The 26,265-nt window shown below is 54.5% G+C and carries 20 protein-coding genes and 5 pseudogenes; 7 read left to right on the top strand and 18 right to left on the bottom strand.

Translation table 11 applies throughout. The features are described 5' to 3' along the window. Positions 1–227: 227 nt before the first annotated feature. Positions 228–515, bottom strand: a pseudogene (locus tag ACWHXD_RS14240) (transposase); the annotation flags it as partial. Between the two features lie 63 nt (positions 516–578). Between ACWHXD_RS14240 and ACWHXD_RS14235 the strand changes: the two are divergent. Beyond that, a pseudogene (locus tag ACWHXD_RS14235) lies at positions 579–998 on the top strand (DDE-type integrase/transposase/recombinase); the annotation flags it as partial. A 30-nt stretch (positions 999–1,028) separates the two neighbouring features. Here the strand turns inward: ACWHXD_RS14235 and ACWHXD_RS14230 are convergent. The 7 genes and pseudogenes from ACWHXD_RS14230 to ACWHXD_RS14200 form a co-directional block, all read right to left on the bottom strand. After that, positions 1,029–2,021 carry an HNH endonuclease gene (locus tag ACWHXD_RS14230; RefSeq protein ID WP_138762731.1) on the bottom strand — a complete coding sequence of 331 codons (993 nt, stop codon included), beginning with the start codon at positions 2,019–2,021 and terminating at the stop codon, positions 1,029–1,031. Between the two features lie 301 nt (positions 2,022–2,322). Beyond that, positions 2,323–5,595, bottom strand: coding sequence for a DEAD/DEAH box helicase (locus ACWHXD_RS14225; RefSeq protein WP_499084146.1), 3,273 nt, complete (start codon positions 5,593–5,595; stop codon positions 2,323–2,325). Further along, positions 5,588–6,415: a hypothetical protein gene (locus tag ACWHXD_RS14220; RefSeq protein ID WP_138762978.1), complete on the bottom strand. Its 828-nt coding sequence runs from the start codon at positions 6,413–6,415 to the stop codon at positions 5,588–5,590. The genes ACWHXD_RS14225 and ACWHXD_RS14220 overlap by 8 nt, the downstream gene beginning before the upstream one ends. A 322-nt stretch (positions 6,416–6,737) precedes the next feature. After that, positions 6,738–6,902: pseudogene (locus ACWHXD_RS14215) on the bottom strand (transposase domain-containing protein); the annotation flags it as partial. Between the two features lie 18 nt (positions 6,903–6,920). Then, positions 6,921–7,166: pseudogene (tnpB, locus tag ACWHXD_RS14210) on the bottom strand (IS66 family insertion sequence element accessory protein TnpB); the annotation flags it as partial. Continuing rightward, positions 7,163–7,483, bottom strand: a complete 321-nt coding sequence (gene tnpA / locus ACWHXD_RS14205; RefSeq protein ID WP_138762980.1) for an IS66-like element accessory protein TnpA — start codon at positions 7,481–7,483, stop codon at positions 7,163–7,165. The gene tnpA (ACWHXD_RS14205) and the pseudogene tnpB (ACWHXD_RS14210), both read right to left, overlap by 4 nt. Before the next feature lie 118 nt (positions 7,484–7,601). After that, entirely contained in the window at positions 7,602–8,135 is a 534-nt protein-coding gene (locus tag ACWHXD_RS14200; RefSeq protein WP_499084145.1) for a hypothetical protein, read from the bottom strand. A gap of 44 nt (positions 8,136–8,179) precedes the next feature. On the opposite strand from ACWHXD_RS14200, the gene tnpA (ACWHXD_RS14195) reads away from it, so the two are divergent. From tnpA (ACWHXD_RS14195) to tnpC, 3 genes are all read left to right on the top strand, one after another. Further along, entirely contained in the window at positions 8,180–8,512 is a 333-nt protein-coding gene (gene tnpA, locus ACWHXD_RS14195) for an IS66-like element accessory protein TnpA (protein WP_019818068.1), read from the top strand. Then, entirely contained in the window at positions 8,509–8,844 is a 336-nt protein-coding gene (gene tnpB, locus ACWHXD_RS14190; protein ID WP_019719038.1) for an IS66 family insertion sequence element accessory protein TnpB, read from the top strand. Before tnpA (ACWHXD_RS14195) ends, tnpB (ACWHXD_RS14190) begins: the two co-directional genes overlap by 4 nt. 81 nt (positions 8,845–8,925) lie before the next feature. Further along, positions 8,926–10,482 (top strand): IS66 family transposase, encoded by a 1,557-nt coding sequence (tnpC, locus tag ACWHXD_RS14185; protein WP_019818069.1) that lies wholly within the window; start codon positions 8,926–8,928, stop codon positions 10,480–10,482. Between the two features lie 1,490 nt (positions 10,483–11,972). On the opposite strand, the gene ACWHXD_RS14180 is transcribed toward tnpC, so the two are convergent. The 4 genes from ACWHXD_RS14180 to ACWHXD_RS14165 all read right to left on the bottom strand — a co-directional run bounded on the left by ACWHXD_RS14180 (position 11,973) and on the right by ACWHXD_RS14165 (position 17,770). Beyond that, positions 11,973–12,941 carry a hypothetical protein gene (locus tag ACWHXD_RS14180; protein ID WP_138762981.1) on the bottom strand — a complete coding sequence of 323 codons (969 nt, stop codon included), beginning with the start codon at positions 12,939–12,941 and terminating at the stop codon, positions 11,973–11,975. Next, complete coding sequence (locus ACWHXD_RS14175; protein WP_138762982.1) at positions 12,932–13,561, bottom strand: YaaW family protein; 630 nt, start codon at positions 13,559–13,561, stop codon at positions 12,932–12,934. The genes ACWHXD_RS14180 and ACWHXD_RS14175 overlap by 10 nt, the downstream gene beginning before the upstream one ends. Positions 13,562–13,900: 339 nt before the next feature. After that, on the bottom strand, positions 13,901–15,505 hold the full coding sequence (locus ACWHXD_RS14170; protein WP_138762983.1) for a nuclease domain-containing protein: 1,605 nt from the start codon (positions 15,503–15,505) through the stop codon (positions 13,901–13,903). Positions 15,506–15,508: 3 nt separating this feature from the next. Continuing rightward, positions 15,509–17,770, bottom strand: coding sequence for an McrB family protein (locus tag ACWHXD_RS14165; protein ID WP_192901660.1), 2,262 nt, complete (start codon positions 17,768–17,770; stop codon positions 15,509–15,511). Positions 17,771–18,443: 673 nt separating this feature from the next. On the opposite strand from ACWHXD_RS14165, the gene ACWHXD_RS14160 reads away from it, so the two are divergent. Next, positions 18,444–19,721 carry a DUF2254 domain-containing protein gene (locus ACWHXD_RS14160; protein WP_138762985.1) on the top strand — a complete coding sequence of 426 codons (1,278 nt, stop codon included), beginning with the start codon at positions 18,444–18,446 and terminating at the stop codon, positions 19,719–19,721. 25 nt (positions 19,722–19,746) lie between these two features. Here ACWHXD_RS14160 and ACWHXD_RS14155 read toward each other — a convergent pair whose 3' ends face one another. Beyond that, positions 19,747–21,054, bottom strand: a complete 1,308-nt coding sequence (locus ACWHXD_RS14155) for an ATP-binding protein (protein WP_138762986.1) — start codon at positions 21,052–21,054, stop codon at positions 19,747–19,749. Then, a complete protein-coding gene (locus tag ACWHXD_RS14150; RefSeq protein WP_138762987.1) occupies positions 21,051–21,791 on the bottom strand; it encodes a response regulator in 741 nt (246 codons plus the stop codon). Before ACWHXD_RS14150 ends, ACWHXD_RS14155 begins: the two co-directional genes overlap by 4 nt. Positions 21,792–22,095: 304 nt before the next feature. Here ACWHXD_RS14150 and ACWHXD_RS14145 point away from each other — a divergent pair, with 304 nt between their 5' ends. Both ACWHXD_RS14145 and ACWHXD_RS14140 read left to right on the top strand, forming a co-directional pair. Next, on the top strand, positions 22,096–22,356 hold the full coding sequence (locus ACWHXD_RS14145; protein ID WP_032897332.1) for a DUF2790 domain-containing protein: 261 nt from the start codon (positions 22,096–22,098) through the stop codon (positions 22,354–22,356). A gap of 30 nt (positions 22,357–22,386) precedes the next feature. Further along, positions 22,387–23,598, top strand: a complete 1,212-nt coding sequence (locus ACWHXD_RS14140; protein ID WP_138762988.1) for a cytochrome c biogenesis protein DipZ — start codon at positions 22,387–22,389, stop codon at positions 23,596–23,598. A gap of 42 nt (positions 23,599–23,640) precedes the next feature. On the opposite strand, the pseudogene ACWHXD_RS14135 reads toward ACWHXD_RS14140, so the two are convergent. The 4 genes and pseudogenes from ACWHXD_RS14135 to ACWHXD_RS14120 all read right to left on the bottom strand — a co-directional run. Continuing rightward, positions 23,641–23,775: pseudogene (locus tag ACWHXD_RS14135) on the bottom strand (aldehyde dehydrogenase family protein); the annotation flags it as partial. Positions 23,776–23,799: 24 nt separating this feature from the next. Next, positions 23,800–24,576, bottom strand: coding sequence for an alpha/beta fold hydrolase (locus tag ACWHXD_RS14130; RefSeq protein ID WP_098951497.1), 777 nt, complete (start codon positions 24,574–24,576; stop codon positions 23,800–23,802). A 25-nt stretch (positions 24,577–24,601) separates the two neighbouring features. After that, a complete protein-coding gene (locus ACWHXD_RS14125) occupies positions 24,602–25,111 on the bottom strand; it encodes a cytochrome P460 family protein (RefSeq protein WP_138762989.1) in 510 nt (169 codons plus the stop codon). 24 nt (positions 25,112–25,135) lie between these two features. After that, positions 25,136–26,209 (bottom strand): alpha/beta fold hydrolase, encoded by a 1,074-nt coding sequence (locus ACWHXD_RS14120; RefSeq protein WP_138762990.1) that lies wholly within the window; start codon positions 26,207–26,209, stop codon positions 25,136–25,138. Positions 26,210–26,265 lie beyond the last annotated feature (56 nt).

The following is a 26,265-nucleotide window of genomic DNA, read 5'->3' as shown; positions in this document are numbered from 1 at the left end:
ATGGGCTTCACGTGATCTCGCGAAATTGGGTGGTTGCGGTGACGACTCAGAAAGACGAAAAGCACCGGGTCGAACACGGCCACCCTGATATCCAGTTAGACTAGATCGGCAAAGTCCTCGATGGTTTTCCGAAGTCCCCGGCCTTGGGGCAGAAGTAAAATTTTTTTTCCACTTTTGCATCAACTCGCATCATAGCGACGGCTTCAGAAAGAACTCGGAAGCGCAGCAAAGGCGTACTTCAGCCGCACTCCTTGGCAAAGTACGCTGCGGTCTATTTAAGATGTCTCGCTCTTCAGTGACGCGTTTGAGTTCCACTCGCAGGCGACGCAGTTCAGCGTACTGATCATCGTCCTGCTGCCGTTCTTCGTGAGGTTTGATGTAGCGCTTTATCCAGGCATAGAGGCTATGCGTCGACACGCCGAGACGAGCCACTACATCAGCGACAGGCAGCTTCTTCCGGTCACTTGATTGACCGCTTGGATTTTGAATTCCTCGGGGTAACGCGGGTTGCTCATGGCACCTCCTAAACGGCCTCAGTTTAAGGCAAAGAGGTGTCAACGAAACCCGGGGCGATTCACTATGCACGCGGAGTGGTGGGCTGGGCGTTATCAGAAAAGCCGAACGCAGACCTGGTGGTTAAAGAGCTGGACGTGGCTTACGAACAACGCGGAAAGCCTCAAGGGCTACTGTTTCACTCCGACCAGGGATCGCAATATGGCAGTCGTCAGTTCCGCCAGAGACTGTGGCGCTACCGCATGCGCCAGAGCATGAGCCGCCGAGGCAACTGCTGGGATAGTGCGCCGATGGAGCGAGTATTTCGCAGCTTGATATCAGAGAAGATACCGACCACGGGCTACCTGACCGGGCAGCAAGCTCAACGAGACATTAGCCAGTACCTGATGGGCCACTACAACTGTATCCGATCCCATCAGTTCAACGATGGACTGGCTCCGGCGAAAGCTGAAGAAAAACTCAAAACCGTGTCCGGGATGAGTTGACCACTACATTCGGCACTGACTAGAAAGCATTTATCTTGGATCTGAAGGGCTGTTATCTTCACCCGGCAAAATAAATTTTAGTTCTTTTATTCGTTCTTTTAAACTGTCCGGCAAATCCTCTGCTTTAACCTCAATCCAAGCTCCATCGCTTCTCATAGAGGATTGATCCTTCACCCTAATAGCAATGGAGGATGAAAGATCGACCTCTTCGGCGACTGATCGTCCACGTTGCCTGGCCAAACCAAACGCATGCGGTATAGAGAGTTGATTCATTTTCTTATAGTCAAGGAATTTGTCTTTTGAGCAAAATGGAACAGAGAAATAGAAAACAAAATTATTGAACCCGACAGCGCAGCTAAGATGTGGGTCTTTTTTTGATGATCCTTTTCTTTTGAAGAGAGAGATCCAGGCATTGGTGTAGGGCATCGGCCCCGGAATAAAGGCCCTGACGACCTTAAATAAATCGACATTAAATCTTGCCGGCCTTTTATTGTGGCGAACCCATTCAAAGCATTGCTTGTAGCTCTTAATCTCCGACGCGGGGAGTATTGCTAGAGCCATTTTCATGAAGCACTTGTAAACTTGCAGTGGAATATACGAATTTGTCGTGGTGGTTATGAGGAGATCCGTCTTGTCTTCGCTGAGCCTCACCATATCTGAGTCGTAAGCCTCAATAATCATCATATCATTCCCATACATCTCTACACGTTCATTGCTTACTGTTTTTACTTTCGGAACCCCTTTCTTCCCCTGAACCTTTGTTGTAGTCCTAGCAATGCCCAGGAAATTTGCAAGATTATTTTCCAGGGTTTTATCAAAATAACTATTGCATTCATCGCACTCATCATTAGAAAACAAAAATTTATTGCCAATTAGCTCGGGCAAAGAGTGTGCGGTTTTTCTAAAGCTCACTTCGCCAACTTTCTTTCTGCAATACCTACACTCTCCGCGCTGCCCCAGCATTATCCTCTTATCTAATTCATACTTGAGAAGAAGTTCATATCCCTCGGGAGGCATTAGCATAACAAGTCCTATCTGTAGTGATTAAAAAGCAGCCCGACTAGAAATTGTACCAAGCGCCGTCATTTTTCAACTGAAAAGACAATGCCGCCGACAGCTCAATTGCGTCATAAAATAATAACAGAGTTTAGGCTCTGTACAGAATCCCGAGAAACCCAATCGCCGTGCCTTGGGATGTTAGATTTTGTGGAGTCTCCGCGCTACCTTGGAGTGTGTAAAATGGCGTCGCAATAATATTTTTGCGACGCGTAATTAATTCCGCATACCTAATAGCCAACCAGCCCTAGCAAGTTAATATCCTGCGTCAACTGTCAAAACCCCTTAGCAAGTCTAAAAATAAGGCATCTCTCACCTCAGATCGCACCGCATCTATGCTTGAGTTCGGATTCAGGTCAAAGCTTGCCTGGAGGCGAAGATATGCTTCATGAATAGCTACTCTCGAGCTACCAGCCATATTTTGACGCAACACAAATTGGTGCCGATTGTAATCACCAGCGCGTATCATCTGCGGTAGCAACTCGATGAAGTCTAGTGGAGAGTTTTCAATCTCCGCGAACACATGGGCAGCAACCTGACCAATTACCCCACAGAGAAAGCCAATATCAGGTGTTAACCTGACAATGAATCGCCTTGCGTGATGCGCAGTTTTCGACTTAGTTGCCTGCCTAGATACTTCACCCTCATTTTCTCGAATGAACGCGAGAAGCCACGTCTCAATGTTCACTACATTGAGTCCTGAACACCACATCTCCACTAGCTTTTTCAGCGCAGAGAGGACTTTTATTGCCGCATCATTACCGGGTCTATGAGCCCTGGCAAACACAGACTCAAGAGCACTTTCGCGCAAGAAACCATTCAGATCTGTAGGATTTTTCGAAATTATGTCAAGCGCCCACCCAACCCAATCCGAGGTTGACCGTAGTTCAGCCGGCAACTTTATTAGGGCATCAGCAAAGCTGGAAATAATACGCGGGTTAACTCCATTGCGAATGGCTAGTTCCTTCTGCCAGTCGTCAGCTTCCGGATCATCTAACTCCTGTTCTGCAGCTTTCAAAACAACTCGTCGGCCTTCGAGCCAAGTTTCCGCACTGCTGGCGTCTCGAGAGCTCCGCTGGAAATACCCGAGTGAGCGCCTGACAATTCCATCGAGACCACTGCTACCCTCGGGAGTGACTGCATTCAGCCTTCGAATCAAAGCCTGCACTCTCAGATCATTCGCAGAAGAAACCTCAATTCGGTCAAGCAGGTAGTCAATAGGATCGTATATTATTTCGCATGCATCTTGCTGAGCAAATGTCGTATACAGATCTTCATTGTTTGAAGTGATAGCTTCGTCTAGCTCAATAATAATGGGCTTTGCGGGGATGACCACAGAAAGCCCAGTAGCAGCGTATGCGGCTCGGCCAGCTCTACCGAGAGCGTTCAAAATCTCATGCGGGCGCAAGTCAGTTCGAGGATTTCCAGTTGGGTCGTCAGCGGCGCTACGATCTGTTCCTGCCAAAATTACGACATCACAAGGTAGATTCAATCCTTGGGCGATAGTGGAGGTAGCAGCCAGAACATCAAGCCCTAACTCTTGCTTTCCTCTTTTACTACGAAAAGCTGCCTCAACCAACCGTCTTTCCAATGGAAGAAGGTCGCTATGGTGGACACCTGCACGCCTGGAGTCTACCTCGAAAATAGCAGAAACATCACCAACATCTTCAATGATTGTTTCACGGATTAACCTTTGATTCTCATCAAGAACTATAGAAGGCGGGGGCAATAGCTTGTTGACGCTATCAGCAACCGAACTACACACCCTCACGTCGCTACAAAAAACCACTACCCTCTTGCCTAGATGTGCAAAATCTGCGGCAAGCGTGGCAGCCAACTCATTGCGATTAGCCGTCAGATAACCCTTATCATTAATATTTAAAAATGGATTGGCATCACTAAGCCTTCTAATCGCAAATGTTTCTGTTTGCGTCGGGTGCCAGCCTGCGACTAATGAAAAAAGGCCAAGAGGTTCGGAGGACACTCGACTGCGCTCTTTTTTTGTTTCCCCTTGAGCAGCGACCTCGACGGCTGCATCAAGTGCTTTCTCGTCATATACGACGCATGTTCTTAACTGACGGGTTGGCTTCCATGGATCGTCAAAGACATGCACTCCTCGGCCTAAAACATGGCTAAGCCAACTAGCAATCTCATTGGCATTTTTGACCATTGCAGACATGAGTAATAGATCAGCAGTTGGACATAGGCGAGTAAACCCGAGGAGTGACAGCATAGCGTCAACTGACCTCGAACCCACCTTAACACTCTTGGGATCTATATCCATACCGATGAGGTGAAACTCATCAAACACGATAAGCCCGACGTTTCCAAATAGTTCCGGAGCGAAACCTAAGAGAGCTAGCAATCGCTCAGGCGTCATAACTGCGAATGGGGGAAGCGCATCACCAAGCTCTTCGAGTGCCTTGTCTTCAACGCTCACTGCCTCAATATCCGCTAAATGGTGCGCGAAGTCGTTCTCGACTTGATCTACTAATGCATGCGTCGGTGCCAGATAAACAACTGACCTCCCAGAACAACGAACCGCTGCAATTTTCAGCATGGAAAGCGTGGTCTTACCTGAGCCAGTCGGCGATGTCATCACCATGGAATTTCCACGGTTCAAATAGCCGCTCTGGATTGCCTTTTGATGGTTTACCCATAAAAACGGTCGCAATTTAGACTGGCTGATTGTCCATTTATCCCATTCTCCAACATTGGCCCCTTCCGGAGTCGCCAGGCGGGCAAGCATCGATGATCTGACGCCTTCGATCATAGCAAGTAAAAGGCTAGCCAAATGATGCGGGCCAGCATATTGATAATTAACCATACCTGATAGGCCAGGTAAATTTTCAGTAGTCGCCCTTGATAAATCCAATACTTTGTCTAGAGCATCCCTTACGTCAAATTCGTAATCAGCGCCATGCGCCTCAGCTGCAAGACCTTTGATAGCTGTGGCACATTCATGAAAAAGCAGATCTGCAGCAAACTCACGACTATCGCGCCCAACATTTACCTCTGAGTACATCGCATCTACGGGATATTCTCTCGCCAGAAGAGAGTCAAGCCGCCCCATAGCCAGATCTTTAATAGATAATATTAACGCGCTTCGCATTGACGAAGTAGCATTAACTACCGTGAGACGACTGGCAGCTTCAGCGGCATCTGCTGAACGATCCGCAATGAGAAACAGCAGCGTCGTTGAGATTGTAGAGTCAATAGCTTCAGCACTAAGAAGCGTGCGCTTACTATTCTCCGCATTTCGTGCCATCGAGATTACTTGGTGAGCAACACCGGCGACGAATGCGGCAGCTCTCTTTTTCTCAGGTTGTATATCAAGTACAACATATGCTTCAAATGTTGAAGCCAGTCGCCTAACCTTGGTCAGAGTCGATCTGTCCGAATCAGCACCCCGCTGAATAGCCAGGCGTGCTGTCGCAATTTCTACATGAGCCTCTGTCAGTAGAGTATCGATGGTATCCGGGTCGAATTCGGGAAGGTCTGGAGCACTTTTCAGGAGCGCACGAGAACTGGAGTCAAACACGATAAATCTCCTTCACTTTTTCGATGACTGCGAGAGCAAACTTATCTAAACCATCGCGAACATTTTTAAATGCCAGAACCCCACCCGTGCGTGAACTCATCGCTCCGCTAACTGTGCCTGAAAAACCATTCATAAGCTTCTCAAAGCTGCCAGAAACAGTATCTCTAATATTTTCCCCAGTAGCTATACAAACTCTAAACCGTCTCGCCTCCTCCCACACTACTCGCCCTATCGCGCCCTCTTTATTTACACCCTCGACCCCCTTGAGCAAAGCAACCAGCTCAGCCAAAATTTCGTCATCACGCTCACCATCAATTATCTGCTTTAACTCTGGCCAAACTTTAGACGTGATCAGGTTCCTGGGTTTAGCCGAGGCCTTATCTTCGGATATGATAATGCTATCGACTTTTTCTTTTTTTTCATCAAGCTCAAGTACAAAGCCGTCAAACCCCTTGTCAGCTTGTCGCACATGCGGCGAAGTCATTACACCACTTGGAATTGAAATCCTTGTAACAACCCAGGATATATGCTGAAACAAGAGTCCATCTCGGTGAATTATCGAGTTTTTTATCTGATCTGCAGTATTTGAAGGGTCTGTCGGACTGAGAACCCCAAGTTTCCTTATCACATTTGCAACAACATTACCAAAGGGCTCAACCCTTTGCGTTGCAACCTGACTAATTACTCGTTGAGCATTCTCTTCTTGCCTCAGATACAAATAGGCAACGATTTCTACGAGATTGTCTTCTTTTAAAGGATCAATTTCCCACTCAGAGAATTCGCACTCACTGGAAGCGACTGTTTTTTGATTTATCGGCATTTTCAGAATCCATCCCACATCACATTAATCAGTAACCAATACCCCAGACTCTCGGCTTAACAGAACACTTCCTTCCACTTCGAGTGCTGACTGCAGAGCTTGAGAAGGAAAGGCTCCCCTCCTACGTCCTACCCTCACAAGCCGGATGATGGCACATTAACATAGCTGTAGTGATCCCCCGAATAGCTCAGATCTGCCTATCCCGAGCCACAAAGAGCACATCCGTACCCCCCTTGCTAGATTGGACATTACAAAACGATGGAGCGGAGTTTGTCCTCACGCGCCTGAAGGGTAAGCGTCCGCCCAACTCACCTTGCGTAAGTCAGGCCGGCATCCACTGATGCGGCAGCAGTTGCCCTATCTCACTGGCCCGTTGCGTCGGTAGCCGCGTCAGCACATCCTTGAGATAGGCATACGGATCATGTCCATTCATACGCGCCGACTGGATCAGGCTCATGATTGCATCCGCCCGCTTACCGCTACGTAGGTCGTTATCGAGATCGACCTCGCAGCCATGGCGAATGCCGGGCCAGTGGAACTTGCCTTGGTTCAGTCGACGCGCGGCAAGCCAGACGCCGACACCATCGTTTACCAGCACTTTCATCCGATTAGCCCGGCGATTAGCGAACAGATAAGCGCAGTGCGGCTTCGCCGCACCGAACACCGCGATCACTCGCGCCAAGGCGGTTTCGGTACCGGCGCGCATGTCCATCGGCTCGGTGGCCAGCCAGATGGCATCAATGCGGATCATTGAGCGACAGCCCGGATAAATTGCGCGCAGCCCTCAGGATCTGAGGCTGGCCATTTCACCATGATCACTTGCCCGACCATGGGCAATTCAATTGTCACTAACGTTTCGGCGGGCCGTTTAGATGCAGCCTTCAGCGGGACAAATGCCGGTAGTGAGGTTGCTGCGGATTGGTCTCGATAGAGCGGCAGCCATTTGCGGATGACGTTGGCATTGATGCCGTGTCTGATGGCGACACTGGACACGGTTGCGCCAGGTTGCAGGCAGTCCTGAACGACCTGGGCCTTGAACGGATTGGGGTAAGAGCTTCGTTGGCGCATGAAAATCCTGGCGGTAAGGGTGATCGCGTCCGCTTAAAAATACGCGGACACCATCGCCCTTAATGCTGGAGTTCGGAAGGCGAGTTCGCCGGACACTTACCCTGAAGGTGTCCAAATCTCAGTACCGGCGCTCATAGTCCTCTTGAAAATCTCCAAGCTCGACTAGAGTGCCCAGTACGGCCTGACTGTTCGTGATAAGCGCCCGCGTGCGCTCTGGATTGTCCCATCCCGCGTCACCATGCTTTCCGCCGTGAAAAAGATTGTTGCGAACGGTCTTAACTACGCGAACCACTTTTGCCAAATCCGATTCTCCCTCACCGAATCTGAGACCGCGCCACTCTAAAGCCCGACTCTCTCCAACAACCTGTTTGCTGGGAGGAGCCGCGAGCAGATCTCCGGCCTCAGGGGACAGCGTATAGGTTCCTGAATACCGCTCTACAAATGCATTCCATCCTGGCTCAGCGGCGTTACCAGGCTTGTCATTTCCCAGAAAACCGTTTTCTTTCAAACAAAACTCGAACCGAGAAAAGCCATAAAAGAACTCGAAAGCGAGCTGAGTCAGCTCATCTGTGATCTGATCCCTTCGCATACCTACGTAACCGGCCAGCAAACACACCTTTCTGACCCCACCGCCAAAGGCGATGGTGTCCACCTATTTAAGTGGACACCACTTCTAGCCTTTTAAGAGGGTCTTTCATGCAGCCACAACGCCGTTCCTATTCCAGGTCGTTCAAGGCCCAAGTCATTCAAGAGTGCGCCCAACCTGGGGCCTCGATTGCCAACGTTGCGCTGAGCCACAGCCTCAACGCGAACCTCGTCCACAAGTGGATTCGGCTGCAAACGCAGAAAAGCATGGCGCTGCATCCCGCTTTTGTTTCACTGCCCATGCCACTCGCCAGCACTGAGTCGCAATCGGCATCATCGACTATCAGCGTTGAGATCCAGCATCCGCGCGGCACCGTTAAAGTGAACTGGCCAACTGAAAGTGCTGCTGCCTGTGCAACCTTTCTTCGAGACCTGTTGCGATGATTCGTATCGACGCCATCTGGCTCGCCACTGAGCCCATGGACATGCGCGCCGGCACTGACACAGCGCTGGCGCGGGTGGTGGCCGTGTTCGGTGCGGCGCAGCCGCACTGTGCTTATCTGTTTGCCAACCGCCGCGCCAATCGCATGAAAGTGCTGGTGCACGATGGGTTGGGCATCTGGCTGGCGGCGCGCCGACTGCATCAAGGCAAATTTTTCTGGCCGGGATCTCGGCACGGCTCGCAGATGGAATTGGGTGCCGAACAACTGCATGCCCTGGTGCTGGGTTTACCTTGGCAAAGAGTTGGGCAAAACAGTGCGATTACCCTGATGTAATCACTGCCATGGCCAGCGTCGCCGTGCAATTGTCCGATGAGCCTATCGTCAGTGTTGGCCTGTTCTGACAAAATCGGCGGCATGACTTTGCTTCCTGATTTCGACCAATTAAACCCTGAACAACTGCGCGCTATCGCCGCGCAGCTGATGCAGCGTGTCGAGACTCTCGATCAAAAAGTCGAGTCCATGGACAAGCAGATCCATCACTACAAAACGGTCAACGACAAGCTGACCCACGAGATCGCACAGCTCAAGCGTTTCAAGTTTGCCAAGCGCAGCGAGCAGCTAAATCCGTATCAAACCAGCCTGCTCGATGACGTGATCGATGCCGATATCGCGGCCATCGAAGCCGAGCTTGAGACGTTGCAACCCGCTCCAGCCCCGACCGTGGCTCGGCAAAAACCTAAACGCACCGCCTTGCCGCCCGAGTTTCCACGCACGCCCATCCATCACGAACCGGACAACACTCACTGCCAATGCGGCTGCGCCCTCAAGCGTATCGGCGAGGATGTCAGCGAGAAACTCGACTACACGCCCGGCGTGTTCACGGTTGAACAACACATCCGTGGCAAGTGGGTCTGTGAGGACTGCGAGACCCTGATCCAGGCACCTGTTCCTGCGCAGGTCATCGATAAAGGCATCCCCACAGCAGGTTTGCTGGCTCAAGTGATGATCGCCAAATACGGTGATCATTTGCCACTGTACCGTCAGGAAAAGATCTTTGGCCGGGCCGGCCTCGCCATCCCGCGCTCGACCTTGGCGCAGTGGGTCGGCACTTGCGGTGTGCAACTGCAACCACTGGTTGATGCTCTGCGCGAAGTGGTGCTTGGACACAACGTGGTGCACGCCGATGAAACGCCGGTACAGGTGCTCATGCCTGGCTCGAAGAAAACCCATCGGGCCTACGTCTGGGCCTATGCAACCACCGCGTCTGCCGATATCCGCGCAGTGGTGTACGACTTCAGCCCCAGCCGCTCGGGCGAACATGCACGCAACTTCCTGCAAGACTGGAAGGGCAAGCTGGTCTGCGATGATTTTGGTGGTTACAAAGCCAGTTTTGCACTCGGTGTCACTGAAATCGGCTGCATGGCCCATGCGCGGCGTAAGTTCTTCGACCTGCACGCCACGAACAAAAGCACGCTCGCCGAGCAAGCTCTGCGCTATATCCAGTTGCTGTACGAAATCGAAAGTGAAATCCGCGATTTGGAGCCCGATGTACGGCGACGAATACGACAAGAAAAAGCCGTCCCCGTGATGAACATGCTGCACACTTGGATGATCGCCCAGCGCGAGCTGGTACACGAGGGTGTGGCCATCGCCAAGGCCCTGGATTACAGCCTGAAACGCTGGACGGCGTTGTCACGTTATCTGGATGACGGCGCGGTGCCTATTGATAACAACCACATCGAGCAGCAAATCCGGCCATGGGCGCTCGGACGCAAGAACTGGCTCTTTGCAGGGTCGTTACGCAGCGGACAACGCGCGGCTGCGCTGATGAGTTTGATCCAATCGGCCAAGCTTAACGGGCATGATCCGTATGCTTATCTCAAGGATGTGCTGATGCGGCTGCCGACGCAGCGCGCCAGTGAGATCGCCGAGTTGTTGCCGCATAACTGGCTGCCGTTACGCAACCTGTAATGCCCGTTCGCTTACATACCTACTCCAGATCCATGAGGAAGATTGAGCTCCGGCAGGATTGCAGAAGCGATGCCACCGTGCGAGTGAGTCGGCGTCATGGCCACGTCGACTAGGCGCACCTAGCCTCTAACTTTATGCTCTCTGGCATTTTTAAGGCACTTCGAATGTGCTGCCCGGGCTCGGTGAGCAACCTGGCAGCAGCAATGGCCATCCCCTACCAGAGCCGGCCAGCTTTCAGCTTTCATGCGCGTCATCACCCGAACGCGATAGAGATCGATTGTCTTGATACTGACCTGCAGTCGCTACACGATCTTCAGGTCACGCCAAAGCTACCAAAGCCGCCCGCCGCCTTTGAGGCATCCAGAAGGCATAGCGGATGTTTGAAACGGGCATTCATACGATTAGCTCGAAGAGCCGCTAGAGCTCGTTAGCCCGCAGGGAGCACCTCTGGGTGGCCGAGCATATCAACGAGGTAGTCATAATCTGCTCAAGCGCAAGTTTGATGTCACGGCGATCAACCAGGTGTGGTGTGGCGATGTTACGTACATCAAGGTCGGCAAACGCTGGATGTATTTCGCGGCAGTTCAGAGGTCGGGGCGACGAGGCTAAGGAGGGGGCAGAAAACTAGGTCTATGAACATCAATCGATGAACAGCCGCATTCATTTCTGGAGCATTAAGCCAGGGGCGTTCTCCCGATGAGCGATTCATGAACATTTGACATCGCCCACTTGTTAAATCATGGGTGGCGTCGTACCGTTACGTTCCATCTCTCCAGTACCTCGTCAGCTTCACCAGCCCTGCCATCCCTGATAGCCCGGTTTGAAAACCATAATTCAGCAGCTAGAGATCCCATCCGAAATCTCATCGTCTAGTTCAGCCGACGCTCTCGAACTACGGTTGAAACTGAAGCTTTGCTGAACTGAGCCGACGACTGCCCTAGTTTAGTCTTCTCCTGTTCGGCATCTACAATCTACACCCTTGCGCTGGCGTTCCACGGCCAAGCTAAGGCTGTCCTTCAACAGTCGCTCAATCGGCGGCTGAGGAGCTTTGCGCCATGATTCGGCATTGACTTCCTGGCCAAGCAGTGCCAACGGCCGGAATTCACCCCAAGGCACTACAAGATCATGTGTTCAGTGCTCGAAACGATTCGGACCTTTCCCCGCAAAGCCTGCTGCTGCCTTTGATGGATGGTAGTGCTGGTTACGCGGGCCATACCATGATCGATCTATTCAGCAGGTTCACGGCCAGCATTCTGAGGCAACTGCAGCAAAGTCCGTTGGCTGCGAAGGCCTACTGGCGCGACTGCGGTCATCTTAAGGCTGGAGCCTCGATCACATTCCTTGAGTTGAGGGAGGCGGCCAAAAAGGCCGGGGGGTATCCAAGGCAGTAAGTATCGCTATGCCACAGTGCCTACGGCCAAAGGCCTGCGCCCTCCCCGGCATTAATGTCAGCTTCAAGTGCCGCGTTTCGTTGACGGCAACCGAATCGCTCACGCGGCTATCAGCAAGATTTCCCGCGCCTCGGTCGTATGCTGAAGTATCCCAGGATGCTTCACTTCAAGCTCGATGAGATCAGCTTGGTAGGTCAGAGAAGGCGTCATCCGTGTTCCGTCCTGCAGAAAACGAGTCAGACCCGCGAATTGCTCATGAGTGATCGTTGACGCGACACTGCGATCGTTGGACAAAGCCTTTACCCGAGCATCGTTAAGGCTGGCGATGTCGGTTGCAAGCTCCGTCAGGTGTTGTCGGGCGTACTTGTGAGAACCAGCCTTCAACTGAACGTGGGACATCATCAAGCCAAGGTTTACCAATCGGTTTTGCAGTAATGAAATCTGATCGAAGAGTACGACGTTGCTTGTGGCATTCCGCGAATGTCGTTCCAGGAGAAGCCTGGTGAACTGATACTGCTCATTGAATGATCCAATCAATGGCTTGAGCTGCGGAACATCACCTTCTTCGCAGAACTGCATTGCGGTGACTAGCAGGCCTCGAAAGCGAGCCTCATCAGCGAGTAGATTGCGTTCGTGCCCCTCACTCACCAACTGCCATGTATGTGCGATCGTTTTTGATTGCTCGTCTATTTTCTGGCTGATTTTGTCGAGTTTTTTGCAAACGATGGCAAAGCCTGCAGTTGTCACTGCGAGGTTGAGTCCGCTCATTACGAGGTTGGCCGACTGCAGACCCTGAAGCACATTCAAGCTCTGCTGCACTTGATCCATGCCGGTTTGGAGCGACCCCAGGCCACTTGATAGTGTGGATTGCAGGTTCTGTAGGCTCTCTTGGACATGCCCTGAGTCGCCCGGAAAAAGGAGGTGCCCGACGATCTGGCCAGCCTTCTCGGTTCCCTTTGAGTGTCGGACTACGCCACCCCATAGCGTGTAATCTCCGCTATGCAGTTTGGCCAGGACATCTGGGATATCAGGCAAGGATCGTACAAGCGCGTCAACGTTTACAAACATGCTTTCAGTTTCTCCGTGTAGGCTTCGAAGTCCTGGTCGTAACGTGCGCGCCGCAGCTTGGCGATTTGAAGCACGGCAGGAATGGTGATCCGGAACGCCGGCGACGATGCCTGGTAAATCGCGAGTCCTGCGGCTCCGATAGCGAGTGGCGCTGCCACCATTGAGAGCATCCGGCCTCCTAATGCGCTGGCAAAGCCAGCCCCGCCACCAGTAGCAGCCATACCGCCCAGGCTACCGGCAGACAACATCAGCGTTTTCACCATTTCATTGATGTAGCCAGCGAGATTGCCGCCGCTCAGATAGTCCTTGAGCGCTTCGTTTCCCATGTATTTGTCCATGGCCTGGCGGATGATGATTTCCTCAATGGCGAAGATGTCATCTTGCGCGGAGGGTTTTCCGTCCAGCTTTTTGGCGACATCCGTCGCGACTTCGAGGTAGTCGATGCTCTCCGATTTGATTGCGGAAACAATGGTGTTGCTTCCGAACGCACAAATTTCCTTTTCAAGCAGGCCCGAAATAGATTGCAAGCGGCCCTGCACCTTCCGGGTCATGATGGTTGCCTTCACGTCGCTGTCGAGGGCTATCCTGCCCTTGCCATTGTCGGTGATCAGGTCGGCCAAGACTTCCAGATCCGCTGATGCGGCACGCGATAAGAGATCGGATATCGACCGGTCTCTCGGAACTACTGACTCCATGTATCCCCCTGTAAGCATTCCTAAAGTGGCGGATCATCAAAACAATGATTGCCTATGGCCATTACGAGCGTGCTGATTTTAGCCACAACACCCGCGTGTGTCTTCCCGCTGGAGAGTCAGACTGGCGCTCGCTGAATGAGGAATGCAGAGCAGACGCCCTGCAGCGCGTTGCACCGACGCTTGCTCGATGGGCATCATGAAATCAAACAACAACAATAAAGGCAGGCCTAGGAATTTGCACTCAGGCTGGGCGCGCGCGATCGCTTACGTCTTCGCTCCAGTAACAATCGAACACACAGGAGCGGCCGCGATTGGTACCGCAGTCAGAATACGTTTGATCTCGACCCCCAGCGCCTCCCCTTCTGATTCAGCTCCGATTTGCCAAGCTCCAACTCCATAGTCCGCATGATAGGTCGGGCTGGCAAGCAGCGTTACGTTGTCTGCCCGAGGGATCAGCAGCAACGAAACGTCAGGCTTGATGCCCTTCCACCGGAGACTATCGTGATATATGTGCGCTGACTCCATTGCATCCAGGACGCTGGCGCGGGCGCTGCGATACTTCGCGTCGAAAACCACGAAGCGCTTCGCCGAAGGCGAGTCCAACGTCACGACGATGTCCGGATATCGCTCTCGCGATAAGCTTTGGAAACCGCGATGCGCAGGTTGATCAATCGCTGGGCATCGGACTTGGTAACATACCTCAACGGTCACATCAGCCGCTTTCCCCCGCCATACGATTTCTTTTAACCCCAATGATCGATATTCACGACTCCATACGAGTTCAGGAAACTGACGTTGCAGCTGTGAGACAACCGTCACAAAGCACCAGCGCTCATAGATCTCCCATGTTGGGCTGATCCACAGAGTCTCATCAGGATCCTTCCCCAACCACCCTGAACGCAACGCGTACCAACCAAACCGATAAGCTCGTGCATATGCGGGGTGAGCAGAGATCGCATTCAATCCCGCAGCCGATAGACGTCTGGCAGTCACGATGCAGAAAGGTCTTGCGCGTTGAAGACGTTCTAGCTTGCGAGCAAGCGACTCGGTGAATGCGATTCGGCGTACGAGCCTTGGCGTTAACGCTGATCGGGTATCACTGACCACTTCAGTGGCAGCTGCGTGCTGAAGCCCCCTCACCACCTGCCGGCAACGTCTAAGTACATCAAAGAGAATAAGCCCAACGGTCTGATTCGCGGGATTGTCCTCTTCCTCGTAAGATCTGCTGACCTCAAAGCGAACAGTGTTCAAGACCGGACGCTGAGTGCTAGCAGGATGCAACAGTGCCTGCCCGGTCGGCCCTCTTAGTGCCTTGCGCACGGATGCGGAATCCAACCGCTTGACCGTGTGCGCACTCACCGACGTGCGATCGCTCTTCAAGGTTGTTAACGGCCGCAGAGATATCTGTTTGAGCGCGCGGTGAAGCCGATCCCCATAGCGTCTCAGCCTCGCATACTGCAGATGCGGGTTGGTTAGTGCTCCATCATGGCCAATTCCAAACTGAGCCTCTTCTGTGCCCAGAACGAGAGCCGGGTCGAAATCCAGAATCGCCTCAACCATGGCAGCGAATGCCTGGCCGCCGAGCTTATTATCAGCTGCTGAAACGTCCAGCCGGTAAATGGCGGCAGTCCGCCCCTGGTCATCCAGAAGCTCTGCCGCGACGTCCCCTGCATAAAAGCCTGGCGACCATAACCACGCACAGGCGCCGTTTTGGTCGACCGTCTCGATCAAGATGTCATCAATGTAGAAGGAAAACCCTTCAAGCGCGGTAAAACGATAAGCCTTCTTCTCCATGAAACCCGGGTTCAACTGACCTGGGTGCACGTCAAATCGAGCATCGCCCTGCTCTACCTGCAAGATGATCGACATGGTCTACCGCCAGAATCTGGTCGAGCCGGAGTGAGCCAGGTCGTCGGCCATTTCTTTGACCTTGCGCAGCGACATACCCAACCCCGCATCTTTGAGCGTGGCATGTAGCAAAGTGAACACCTGCTGAAGTCGCGGGCTGTCTTCGCCACGCAACTTGGGGAGTATCTTCGAATAAATGGCATGGTCGAGAGCACGTGAGAACTCGATGACACCACCCGCCTGTGTTTGCTGCAGATAGCCAATCACGTCGTTGAGCGTGCGCCACCCGAAATGCAGTCGAGCTGGACGAAGCACATCCATGAGTGAGGACATGAGATTTCTGACGATTGAAATCTGTTCATCCTCAAGCGAGCTCTTCTGCCAGCCAGGAAATGCTTTGACCTCAATGTCCCAAAACTCGATCACAGACGCTCGATCAAGCACCTTGTCGCTCAACCCATGAGTGGTCTCATCCATGTTCACGGTGCCGATGATCACGAGGTTGCTCGGATACGGAATGCCTGGAGGAACACCATCGATCTCGTCGACTTGACCGTGAAAGACGATCGTTTCGCCGGTTTCCATCGCTGAAAGCAGAGGCGCCAGATATTGTTCCGGATGAGAGAGGTTCATTTCATCAAGAACCAGTGTGTAGGGCTTCGTCGGGTTGGCGCTTGCCTGCAGGAGAAAATCCAGAACGCCAGTACGCACATACGCGTCTGACTCCAGTGGATTAACGTAACCCAGCAGACTCGTGTAGTCATGCCAGCCTGGCTGGACAGGCACGATCAGCAACCCTTCACTTGGCTGGGGATCGTCCTGCCAAAGACTCAGCGCATAGTTACGGGCTAGTTGCGTCTTTCCCGCACCGCTCAAGCCTGTCAGCACCGCGAAATGACGCCTCGGATGCCCCCACAATCCAGCATCAAGTTGTCCGATCAGCTCTTCTGGAAAGCGAAACTCTTGATCAAATCGGGCAATCACGGCGCCCAGCTTTGGCCTCTCAATTTCGATATCGAGCTGGACTGGGGGTACTTGAGCCAAGGACGGGCCGATACCTGGAATGCCCGCAAGGCCCTTAGGCTCCCAGTCAATTCGATTAACCCACTGCCTACCCCTTTCGGTGAGACTGAGCACTTTCTCGTGAATCGTGGCCAGATCAAGGTGTCTGAACCAACCAATAATTGCTGATGGGGCAAAGTCAGACGTCCATCCAGGGTTCGCCTTTCTGAGTGTAAGGATGGCATCACGGTTAGATAAAGGTGAGTTACGCAATGCCGCTAGCAAATAGTCAAACCCCAAGATGCGGGTGATCATCCAGTCAATGATCTCATCTGGATCACCCGACTCCAGAAATGCCTCGCCGCGAGGCGTTAATTGCAGGTTATTTGCATTGGCACGTAACACGCCCCACTCGGCGATCAGAGCGTTCAACTGAGTATTGCAAGTCGACGTTTTTGATTGAGGGCTGATCGATTGCAAGTGTTGGATGAAGTCTTCACGTGTACATCCATCTGTTGCAAAGTCGATCATGCTTTGAATGGTGGCTGTGCCTCCGCCAATCGCCAGCAGACCGCGCCTCCTTCTCTCAGGAGGCAAGGGCTTGAGTACTTCGTCACCTGTCTCCAGGTCGGATATTTCGGTGGCTTCGCCTTCTGGGTTCTGAACATAGTTGACAAACAGTAGCCAAGGCAGCGTTAAACGTGAGACGCCCTCCCTGGAATAGACGTCAGCCACCTCACCCAGCACGTCATCTAACCGGTTCAATACGAGGCGGTGCAGATGACGCCTCTGACCGCTCAGTGGAAGCCCCAAGGCATGAGCCAGCTCGCGCAGTTTTCGATGATGCGCTATCGACGTGAAAGCGCCAGGACAAAGCAATGCGAAAACACGGTACATCTTGAGCCGAGGGTTTCTTTTGGTCAGCCCAGCAACCGCGGACGCAATTTGAGCCCAGGCGTCAGCGATGAGCATCTCATTCTCAGAAGGATCGTTTGTCTGCGCGTACTTTTGCTTCAGATGCCAGAGGCTCTCTGCGATTGCCGGATTATCGGCGACCGCAGAAATGTTGATGCGCCCCATGCCTGTTGCCGAAACAGCCTCGGTGTCCCAGAGCGCCAGTTGGAAGTCCTTGCTTAGGAACTCTTCATGAGACACTTCCCTGACACGCACTAACCATTTCTGGAATTCGGTGATCCAGCTTTGATTGCCCGCCAAGGACATCACCTGCTCCTGGAGGCTAATACATGCAGCCCTGAGCTGTTCGTCATCCTTAAGATCCAGCAAGTCCATTCTCCACCAACGATATTTTTAGATGGCGAGATAATGTCATCACTGGGAGGTGGAAGCCAGCTCCGGGAAAAGCGTGGCAGTGACCCGCTCTACCCCATCTCGTCCGGCTGAAAACTTCACGCGAATTACGTACATATTGGTTCAAAAATCGCTTAAATCAATCAGCGGAAAATCACGAATCGGGTGAAAATAATTGGTGGAAAATCACGGTTTATTTTGTTTCTTCAGCGGAAAAACCATAAATAAATGGTTCCACTAATTTATCGAAGGGTTCGGTTTGACCTAGGAAATACGGGGCTTTTGGGCTTTCCACTTAAATCGCGATTGGTGGACCACATAGGGCACTGATTCGGCGAGTTCGATTTTGACGCCTACTCTTTCAACGGGCCTTGTCCATAGTGCTCATGACGATTCCTTGTACGCCTTGCCGACGCGCGGGAGATATCGTGGTTTTCCAGACGTACCTGGTGGTCGTCTTTTCTATCCTGATCCAAGGCATGTCGATCAGTAAATGGGTCAAGCGAGTCATTCCGTGTGCAGCAACCAAAGACGCTGGATGAACCCTCGGCCAGACCAAAGACTCCATTAAGGATAATCTACTCACCGCCTTCGTTTCCCTGAATCCTTGCGGTGGGTTCCGTCGTGTTATTTGCAGAAGGTATAAAAAATGCTCGCACGCTGGCGCTGGGTGCTACACCAATTGACCAAACGGCTGTGGTTCAGGGCGAGTCTGTTTTCCTTGCTGGGTATTGCGACCGCGTTACTCGCCGTTGTCTTCAAGGACTACATTCCCGAGTCGTTGCCCGCCCGCATCGGTGCCGACGCCGTCGATAAGATATTGGGCATCATTGCCTCAAGCATGCTCGCGGTGACGACCTTTTCTTTAAGCACCATGGTCAGCGCCTACGGTGCGGCGAGCAGCGGCGTGACGCCCCGTGCCACAACCCTGGTGATGGAAGACACCACGACACAAAATGCCCTGGCCACCTTTATTGGCTCATTCCTGTTCAGCCTAGTTGGGATCATTGCTTTGAGTACCGGCGCCTACGGTACACAAGGGAGGGTTTTGCTATTTGCGGTAACCATCGCGGTGGTCATTCTGATTGTCTACACGCTGCTGCGCTGGATCGATCATTTGTCCAAGCTTGGGCGGGTGGGAGAAACCATTGACCGTGTCGAGCAGGCAGCCATTGATGCCATTAACCATCGAGTCCAATGGCCGCATTTGGGGGCATCCCCCTACCCTTGCGAGTTAGTGATCCCCAGTTCGGCGCTGATCATCACAAGCCAGCACACGGGGTACGTCCAGCACATTGACGTTCAGGCGTTAGGCGCGATCGCCAAAGCAGATGAGATACAGATATTTATGGATGTCCTGCCGGGAAGCTTCGTGCATGTCGGCATGCCGCTCGCAAGAACCGTCAGCTTGAGCAACGCACGCGGTGAGGAACTGGCGTCGAGCAACGAAAAAATCATCACAACCCTGGCTATGGGAGTGCGTCGAACGTTCGAACACGACCCCCGGTTCGGCTTGTCAGTGTTGTCAGAGATCGCCTCCCGCGCCTTGTCGCCGGCCGTCAATGACCCCGGCACCGCCATTGACGTGATTGGGCGCGGCGTCAGAAGCTTGACATGCTGGGGTACACCCAAAGAACCCACCGCGAAAGCCGACGCTGATTGCCAGCACGTTTACCTGCGCGGCTTGACAGTAGATGACCTGTTCGATGACTTCTTCGCACCGATTGCCAGAGATGGCGCGGGTCTAGTGGAAGTCGACCTGCGCATGATGAAGGCCCTTGTAAGCCTGGCACAGATAAACCCGGCGATGTTCAGGGGAGCCTGTACCCGGCACGCAGAACGATTGCTCAAGCACGCAAACACTGCGCTTGTACTCGAAGAGGACCGGCAAAAGCTCAGCGCAGCGGCGCGACCGCTGCTGCACTGACCCACTCCTGCGTGATTCGCTCCTCCTACGATAAGCGCGTCGGTAATCTCAGTTCAGCACACAGTCCACCGCCTTCGCGATTTCTCAAGGTCAGGGAGCCGCCAAGGGCTTGTGCCAGTTGCTGGGCGATAGCCAGGCCCAGGCCCGTGCCGCCGGTGCTGCGGTTGCGCGAATTTTCCACGCGGTAAAATGGCTCAATCACCCGGGCCAGCTCCTCTTCGGCGATGCCGGGGCCACGATCCATTACGGTCACCGAGAGGCTGTCGCCCTCCTTCGGCTCCACCCGCAGCTGCGCTGCACCGGCAAATTTGAGCGCGTTATCCGTGAGGTTTACCAGCACTCGGCGCAGCGCGTGGGGCCGCGTGTGAATCACTGCGTTGCTTTTGCCGCTCAGCTGCACGTCCTTGCCCATGTCCTGGTAGTCGAACACGAGGCTGTCGAGGAATGAATCAAGATCGGTACGGCGGCTTTCCTCGGTGGCGCCATGCACGCTGCGGGCATAGGCAACGCCTTCACGCACCAGGTGTTCCATCTCGCCGAGGTCATTCCACAATTTGTCTTTGTCGCCGCAGTCGTCCATCAATTCGGCACGCAGCTTCATGCGCGTGATCGGGGTTTGCAGGTCGTGGGAAATCGCCGCCAACAGTTGCATGCGTTCTTTCAGATAGGCCGCAATGCGCGCCTGCATGGCATTGAAGGCGATGGCCGCGTGTGCGACTTCGGTCGGGCCTTGTTCATCCAGATGCACCGGGTGAGTATTGGGATCGAGGTTTTCCACGGCCTGGGCCAGGCGAGTCAGCGGGCGTATGGCAATGCGCACGGCCAGCCACGCGCATAGAATCATCAAGGCCAACTGGCCCAGCAAAACCACCGGCAGCCACGGCGACAACGGCACCATCGAGGGGCGCACGTCGATGGTCACCGGGCTGCCGTCGGCCAGTTTCAGATGGACCTGGAAATGTTTGATAGGCCCGGGAATGTCTGTCACGGTCATCGGGTAATCCTTGCCGATGGCCTCCTTGATCGAGGTCACTGCAATCGGCGTGTCACGCAGAGCGACGCCTGGCGAGCCTTCGTCGAGCAAATAGCGGTAATTGCGTCGATCCAGCCGTTTCAACCAGCTCATGCGCTCCTCGGCGGGCAAGCGGTCAAGGATGGCAATGGACGTCGATACATCGGTTTGCAGGTTATCGAGCATGGTGTTTTTCGCGGTTTCGTAACGCTCGTAATACTGCACGCCGAAAGACAAGGCCTGCGCCAGGGTCAGCCCTACCAGAAAGATCAGCGACAGCCGCGAGATGAGGGTACGAGGCCAATGCAGCGAAGGCTTCATGCCGGTGCTCCAAGCACTTGCACCGGCAGCGAGAAGACATACCCCTCGCTGCGTACGGTTTTGATGTAAGCCGGCTCGCGGGCATCGTCAAGCAGGCGTTGGCGCAGGCGGCTGACCAGCAGATCAATGGAACGGTCGAACAGGTCGGCGTCACGGCCCTGGGTCAGGTTGAGCAACTGGTCGCGATTGAGTACCCGTTGCGGATGGTCGAGGAACACCCGCAGCAGGCGATATTCAGCGCCGCTGAGGGCGACCATGGTGCCGTCTTCATCAAGCAGATGGCGGGCGGAGGTGTCCAGGCGCCAGCGCCCGAACCCCAGCCACCTTCCCGTTTCGGTAACGATCAGGTTGGGCGGCAGCATGCGCGTACGGCGCAGCACAGCGTTGATGCGCGCCAGCAATTCACGGGCGGCGAACGGCTTGACCAGGTAATCGTCAGCGCCCATTTCCAAACCGATGATGCGGTCGGTTTCGTCGTTGCGGGCGGTCAGCATCAGCACCGGCGTGGCCTTGTGTTTGCCGGCGCGAATGTCGCGGCAGAGCACCAGGCCATCGTCGCCGGGCATCATGATGTCCAGCACGATCAGGTCTACCGGCGTGGCTTCGAGAAACGAGCGCATCTGGCGGCCATCGGCAACCACGGTGGTCCGCAGGCCGTTCTTCTTCAGGTAGTTGCCTACCATCTCTCGAATCTCACGGTCATCGTCCACGATGAGGATGTGATCAACGTGTTCCATGGGCCAAGCCTCTGTCAATGGGAATTGCGGCTCAGTCTATAGAGGCTGAGCCCGTTCGCCCGCGGCGGTTTGTATTGCAGTGTATCTGCTGTGGCGAAGGATACATGCAGAGGCAAAAACAACAATTTCCGGGGTTTTGTATGGCTGTGTATCGGGACGGAGTCCTGATACGAACCGATTTATCCGCGCCTGTTTTTGACACAGACGAGATACCTCGCGCGCTTCTAATGAGCCACATCGAGGCCAACCCAAGCGCCTCGGCTCAACTGAACGACCCAACCATTGAAGCCTTGAGGAAACGACCATGAACACCAATACCCTCTATGCCACTTGCCTGTTTGCCGCCCTGAATATCTGCACCTTCTCGGCCCGCGCCGAAGCCGACGTCACGCCGCAGGCCTACACCTACGGCACGCACCTGGACATCCAGAAAGTGGTGGCATTGACACAGGATGCCGGGGCTGCCTGCGGCATTGTCGATGCCCAACTGACCTACCTGAATTCGCAGGGCAAGACCGAGATCCTGAACTACCGCAAATTTGCCGAGTGCCATAGCGATAACTGAGCCCCGCCCACATTTCATCAGGAGACCCTTATGTTCCTCATCGCATTCCTGGGCGGCTTATTGACCGTCCTCAGCCCTTGTATCCTGCCGGTCGTGCCATTTCTGTTCGCCGGTATCGACCGCACACGCTCCTCGATCCTGCTCACCCTTGGCGGCATGGTCCTGACCTTCGCGCTGATTTCCAGCCTGGCCGTGGTCAGCAGTGAATGGGTGATTCAGGCCAACAACGCCGGGCGTCATGTGGCACTGGTGGTGATGGCGCTGTTTGCCTTGTCGCTGATCTCGGCGCGAATCAGTGGCTGGCTGGCCAGCCCGTTCGTGTTATTGGGCAATCGCCTCGACCCCCAAACGCGCAAAATGTCCGGGCCGTTGGGTTCGCTGATGATCGGCGTCGCCACCGGCCTGCTCTGGGCGCCGTGCGCCGGGCCTATCCTCGGGGTGATCCTTACCGGCGCCATGCTGCAAGGCGCCAATGCGCAAACCAGCCTGCTGCTGGTGGCCTACGGCCTGGGCAGTGCACTGTCGTTGGGTACGCTGATTTTCGCCGGACATGGTTTAGTCAATCGCCTGAAGGCCTCGATTCCGGTCACTGGTTGGCTGCGGCGCGGCACCGGTTTTGCGGTCCTGGCCGCAGCGCTGATGATTTCTACCGGTGCCGACAAGACGCTGTTGGCCGGGGCGTCGTCCGAAGGCGTCAGCGTGCTGGAAAAAGGCGTGCTGCAAAGCGTCCCCAAAGTCGTCGAATCCCTGGTACGCAAGGCCAAGGCCGAATCCACCCTCGACAACGCCAAAGGCCCGATGCCGTCGCTGTCCGGCGCGGTGGAATGGCTCAACTCGCCCGCACTGACCAGTGAGTCGCTCAGAGGCAAAGTGGTGCTCGTCGATTTCTGGACTTACGACTGCATCAATTGCCAGCACACCCTGCCGTACGTGAAGGACTGGGCGCAGAAGTACGAGAAGGATGGCTTGGTGGTAATCGGCGTCCACACCCCGGAATACGGTTTTGAACGCATCATCAGCAATGTCAGGGATGAGGTGAAAAAGCTCGGCATCACTTACCCGGTAGCCATCGATAACAACTACGCGATCTGGCGCAACTTCGATAACCAGTACTGGCCCGCGCACTACCTGATCGACGCTAAAGGGCAAGTGCGTTTCACCCACTTCGGAGAAGGTCGCTACGAGACGCAGGAAAAGATGATTCAGCAACTGCTGCAGGAGGCGAAAGCCCCAGCCGCGTAACCGTTGAAAATCAATGGCCCACAGGCAGCGCGCTGTGGGCAATTAGCTTTTATTCCTGCGGCCTGGGTTGCGCGACCACCCTCTCCTGCCGACACCGGACTGTTTTACCCCGCCGAACGGCGCCAGCAGCTCTGGCGAAATTCTGTTGATCAACACCGAGCCGGCGTAGAGCGCTGAAAACGCCGCTTCGCCCTTGGCGTGTCATTTCGCCGTGGCGGCTTTTTCGATGAGTCGGGCAACCGGTTCCGGGTTCGAAACCATCACGACATGGGAAGCGCCCTTGACCACTTCCACGGCTTTGGCAGCGGCGCGCTTGGCCATGAATGCCATGGCTTGCGGAGGAATGTTCTTGTCCTTGTCGCCGTAGATGTACCAGGACGGAATATGCTTCCAGGCAGGGCTGCCGGACGCTTCGTTGAGCGCCGCTTCCGTCACCGGGCGTTGGGTGGCGGCCATCAATGCCGCCTCTTTCGCGGGGACGTCAGCGGCGAACTGGTTGTGAAACTTGTCCTGCTGGATGTACAAGTCCTTGCCCCCATCGGCCAGCGGTACAGGCGCAGCCAGCGTTGGGCCCAGCGTGCTGCCCGGGAATTTGCCGGCCAGCCCGGCGACGGTTTCCCCGGCCTCAGGTGCAAACGCACTGACGTAAACCAGGGCTTTGACGTTTGCATGATCGTTGGCCGCATCACTGATAACGTTGCCGCCATAGGAATGGCCGACCAACACCACCGGCGAATGAATGCTCGTCAGCAATGCCGAGATTGCCGAACCATCGCTCTTTACACCGCGCAATGGGTTGGCAGCGGCAACCACCGGGTAACCGTCCTTCTCGAGAATCTTCACCACGCCATTCCAGCTCGACGCATCGGCAAAGGCGCCATGTACGAGCACAATCGTGGGTTTTTCAGTTTGCGACCAGGCGTGTGTCGCCATGCTCAGGCTGACGGTGACGGCCAGTGCGGTTAATACTTTTTTCATTGTTAACTCCGGGTTTGACGGGAAATCAGGGAGCGAAGCGCGTGAAGACAAAGTCGTGATTACGCACTCGCGCCTGGTGACAGGCGAAGCAGGTTTGGTGTTGGGCTTCATCGGCCGGTTTACCGTTGATAAACCGCCCGAATCCCCAGCCACCGGTTGCTGCATATCTTTTCGAGTCTTTGACCATCACCTGCACGGTCGTGGCCGGCCCCGGGATGGACGCCGGCTCGAATTCCGGGGACTGCACATCTTTCCAGGCCAGCTTTACCAACACCGTGCCATCAGGGAATGGCAGCGTTGAATCCTGATAAGCCTTGATGGCCAAGTCATTGCCCAGCACGGCTCGCAGTTCGTTCAGGGGGGCCGCTTCCTGCGCCGGCGCAATCAGCGGCCATAGGCGGTAGTGTTCAGGCAATTTCACGCCATAGATCGGTGAGGCTTCGCCAGTATTGGCGTCGCCCGAGGCGACACCGGTAGCGGTCAACGCTGCGATTGCAATGGCAGCCGACATCGCGGCCAGAAATTTCAGCTTCATCATCGCCCTCCTCTCAGCCGGTTTTCAAAGATGATCGGCGTCGATCACCGCCTGGGCGAAGGCTTTCGGCGCTTCCTGCGGCAAGTTGTGACCTACACCACCGGTGATCAATCGGTACTCGTACTTGCCAGTGAAGCGCTTGGCGTACGCTTCGGCAGGTGGGTGCGGTGCGCCGTTCGCATCGCCTTCCAGGGTGATGGTGGGCACGCTGATGGATGGAAATGCCGCGAGTTTCTTCTCCAGCGCGGCGTATCTGGCCTCGCCCTTGACCGACCCCAGGCGCCAGCGATAGTTGAAAATCGACACGGCCACGTGATCAGGGTTTTGCAAGGACGCCGCGCTGCGCTCATAAGTGGCGTCGTCGAAATTCCACTGTGGCGACGCCAGCTTCCAGATGAGTTTGGCGAAGTCATGGGTGTTTTTCTCGTAGCCCAGGCGCCCGCGCTCGGTCGCGAAGTAGAACTGGTACCACCACTGCAGTTCGGCGGCTGGCGGCAATGGCGCCTTGCCCGCCTCTTGGCTGCCTATCAGGTAACCGCTCACAGCGACCAGGGCTTTCACTCTTTCCGGCCACAGTGCGGCAACGATATCTGCAGTGCGGGCGCCCCAGTCAAACCCACCCAGCACCGCCGTCTTGATTTTCAGCGCGTCCATGAAGTCGATCAGGTCGGTCGCCAGCGCAGCAGGTTGACCATTGCGAACTGTCTTGGCCGAGAGAAAATGCGTATCGCCATAACCACGCGCAGAAGGGATCAACACTCGATATCCCTTGTCCGCCAAAGCAGGAGCAACATCAGCGTATGCGTTGATATCGTAGGGCCAGCCGTGCAATAAAATGACCACAGGGCCATCGGCTGGGCCGAGTTCCGCGTAAGAAACGTCCAGCAGCCCCGCTTTCACATGCTTAAGAGCACCGAAAGAGGTGTGAGCTCCCGGGGTGATAGCCCCAATGGTGGACGCGGGTACATCAGCCGCGCTGGCTTGGGAAAAACCGACAGCCACCGCTGCGAATTGCAGCACCGCTGCTGCCAACAGCGATGGGGCAAGACCCCGCAGGCGGCTGGATTTATTTTGATTGTTCAGCAAGGTCATCTCCATGGTGTTTCTCCGTAGCGAGCCGCCGAATAGCGGCCCGGTGTGTTGACTGGACTGCG

Source organism: Pseudomonas fjordensis, from assembly GCF_976987115.1.
This window is presented reverse-complemented; position numbering and strand designations above follow the sequence as displayed.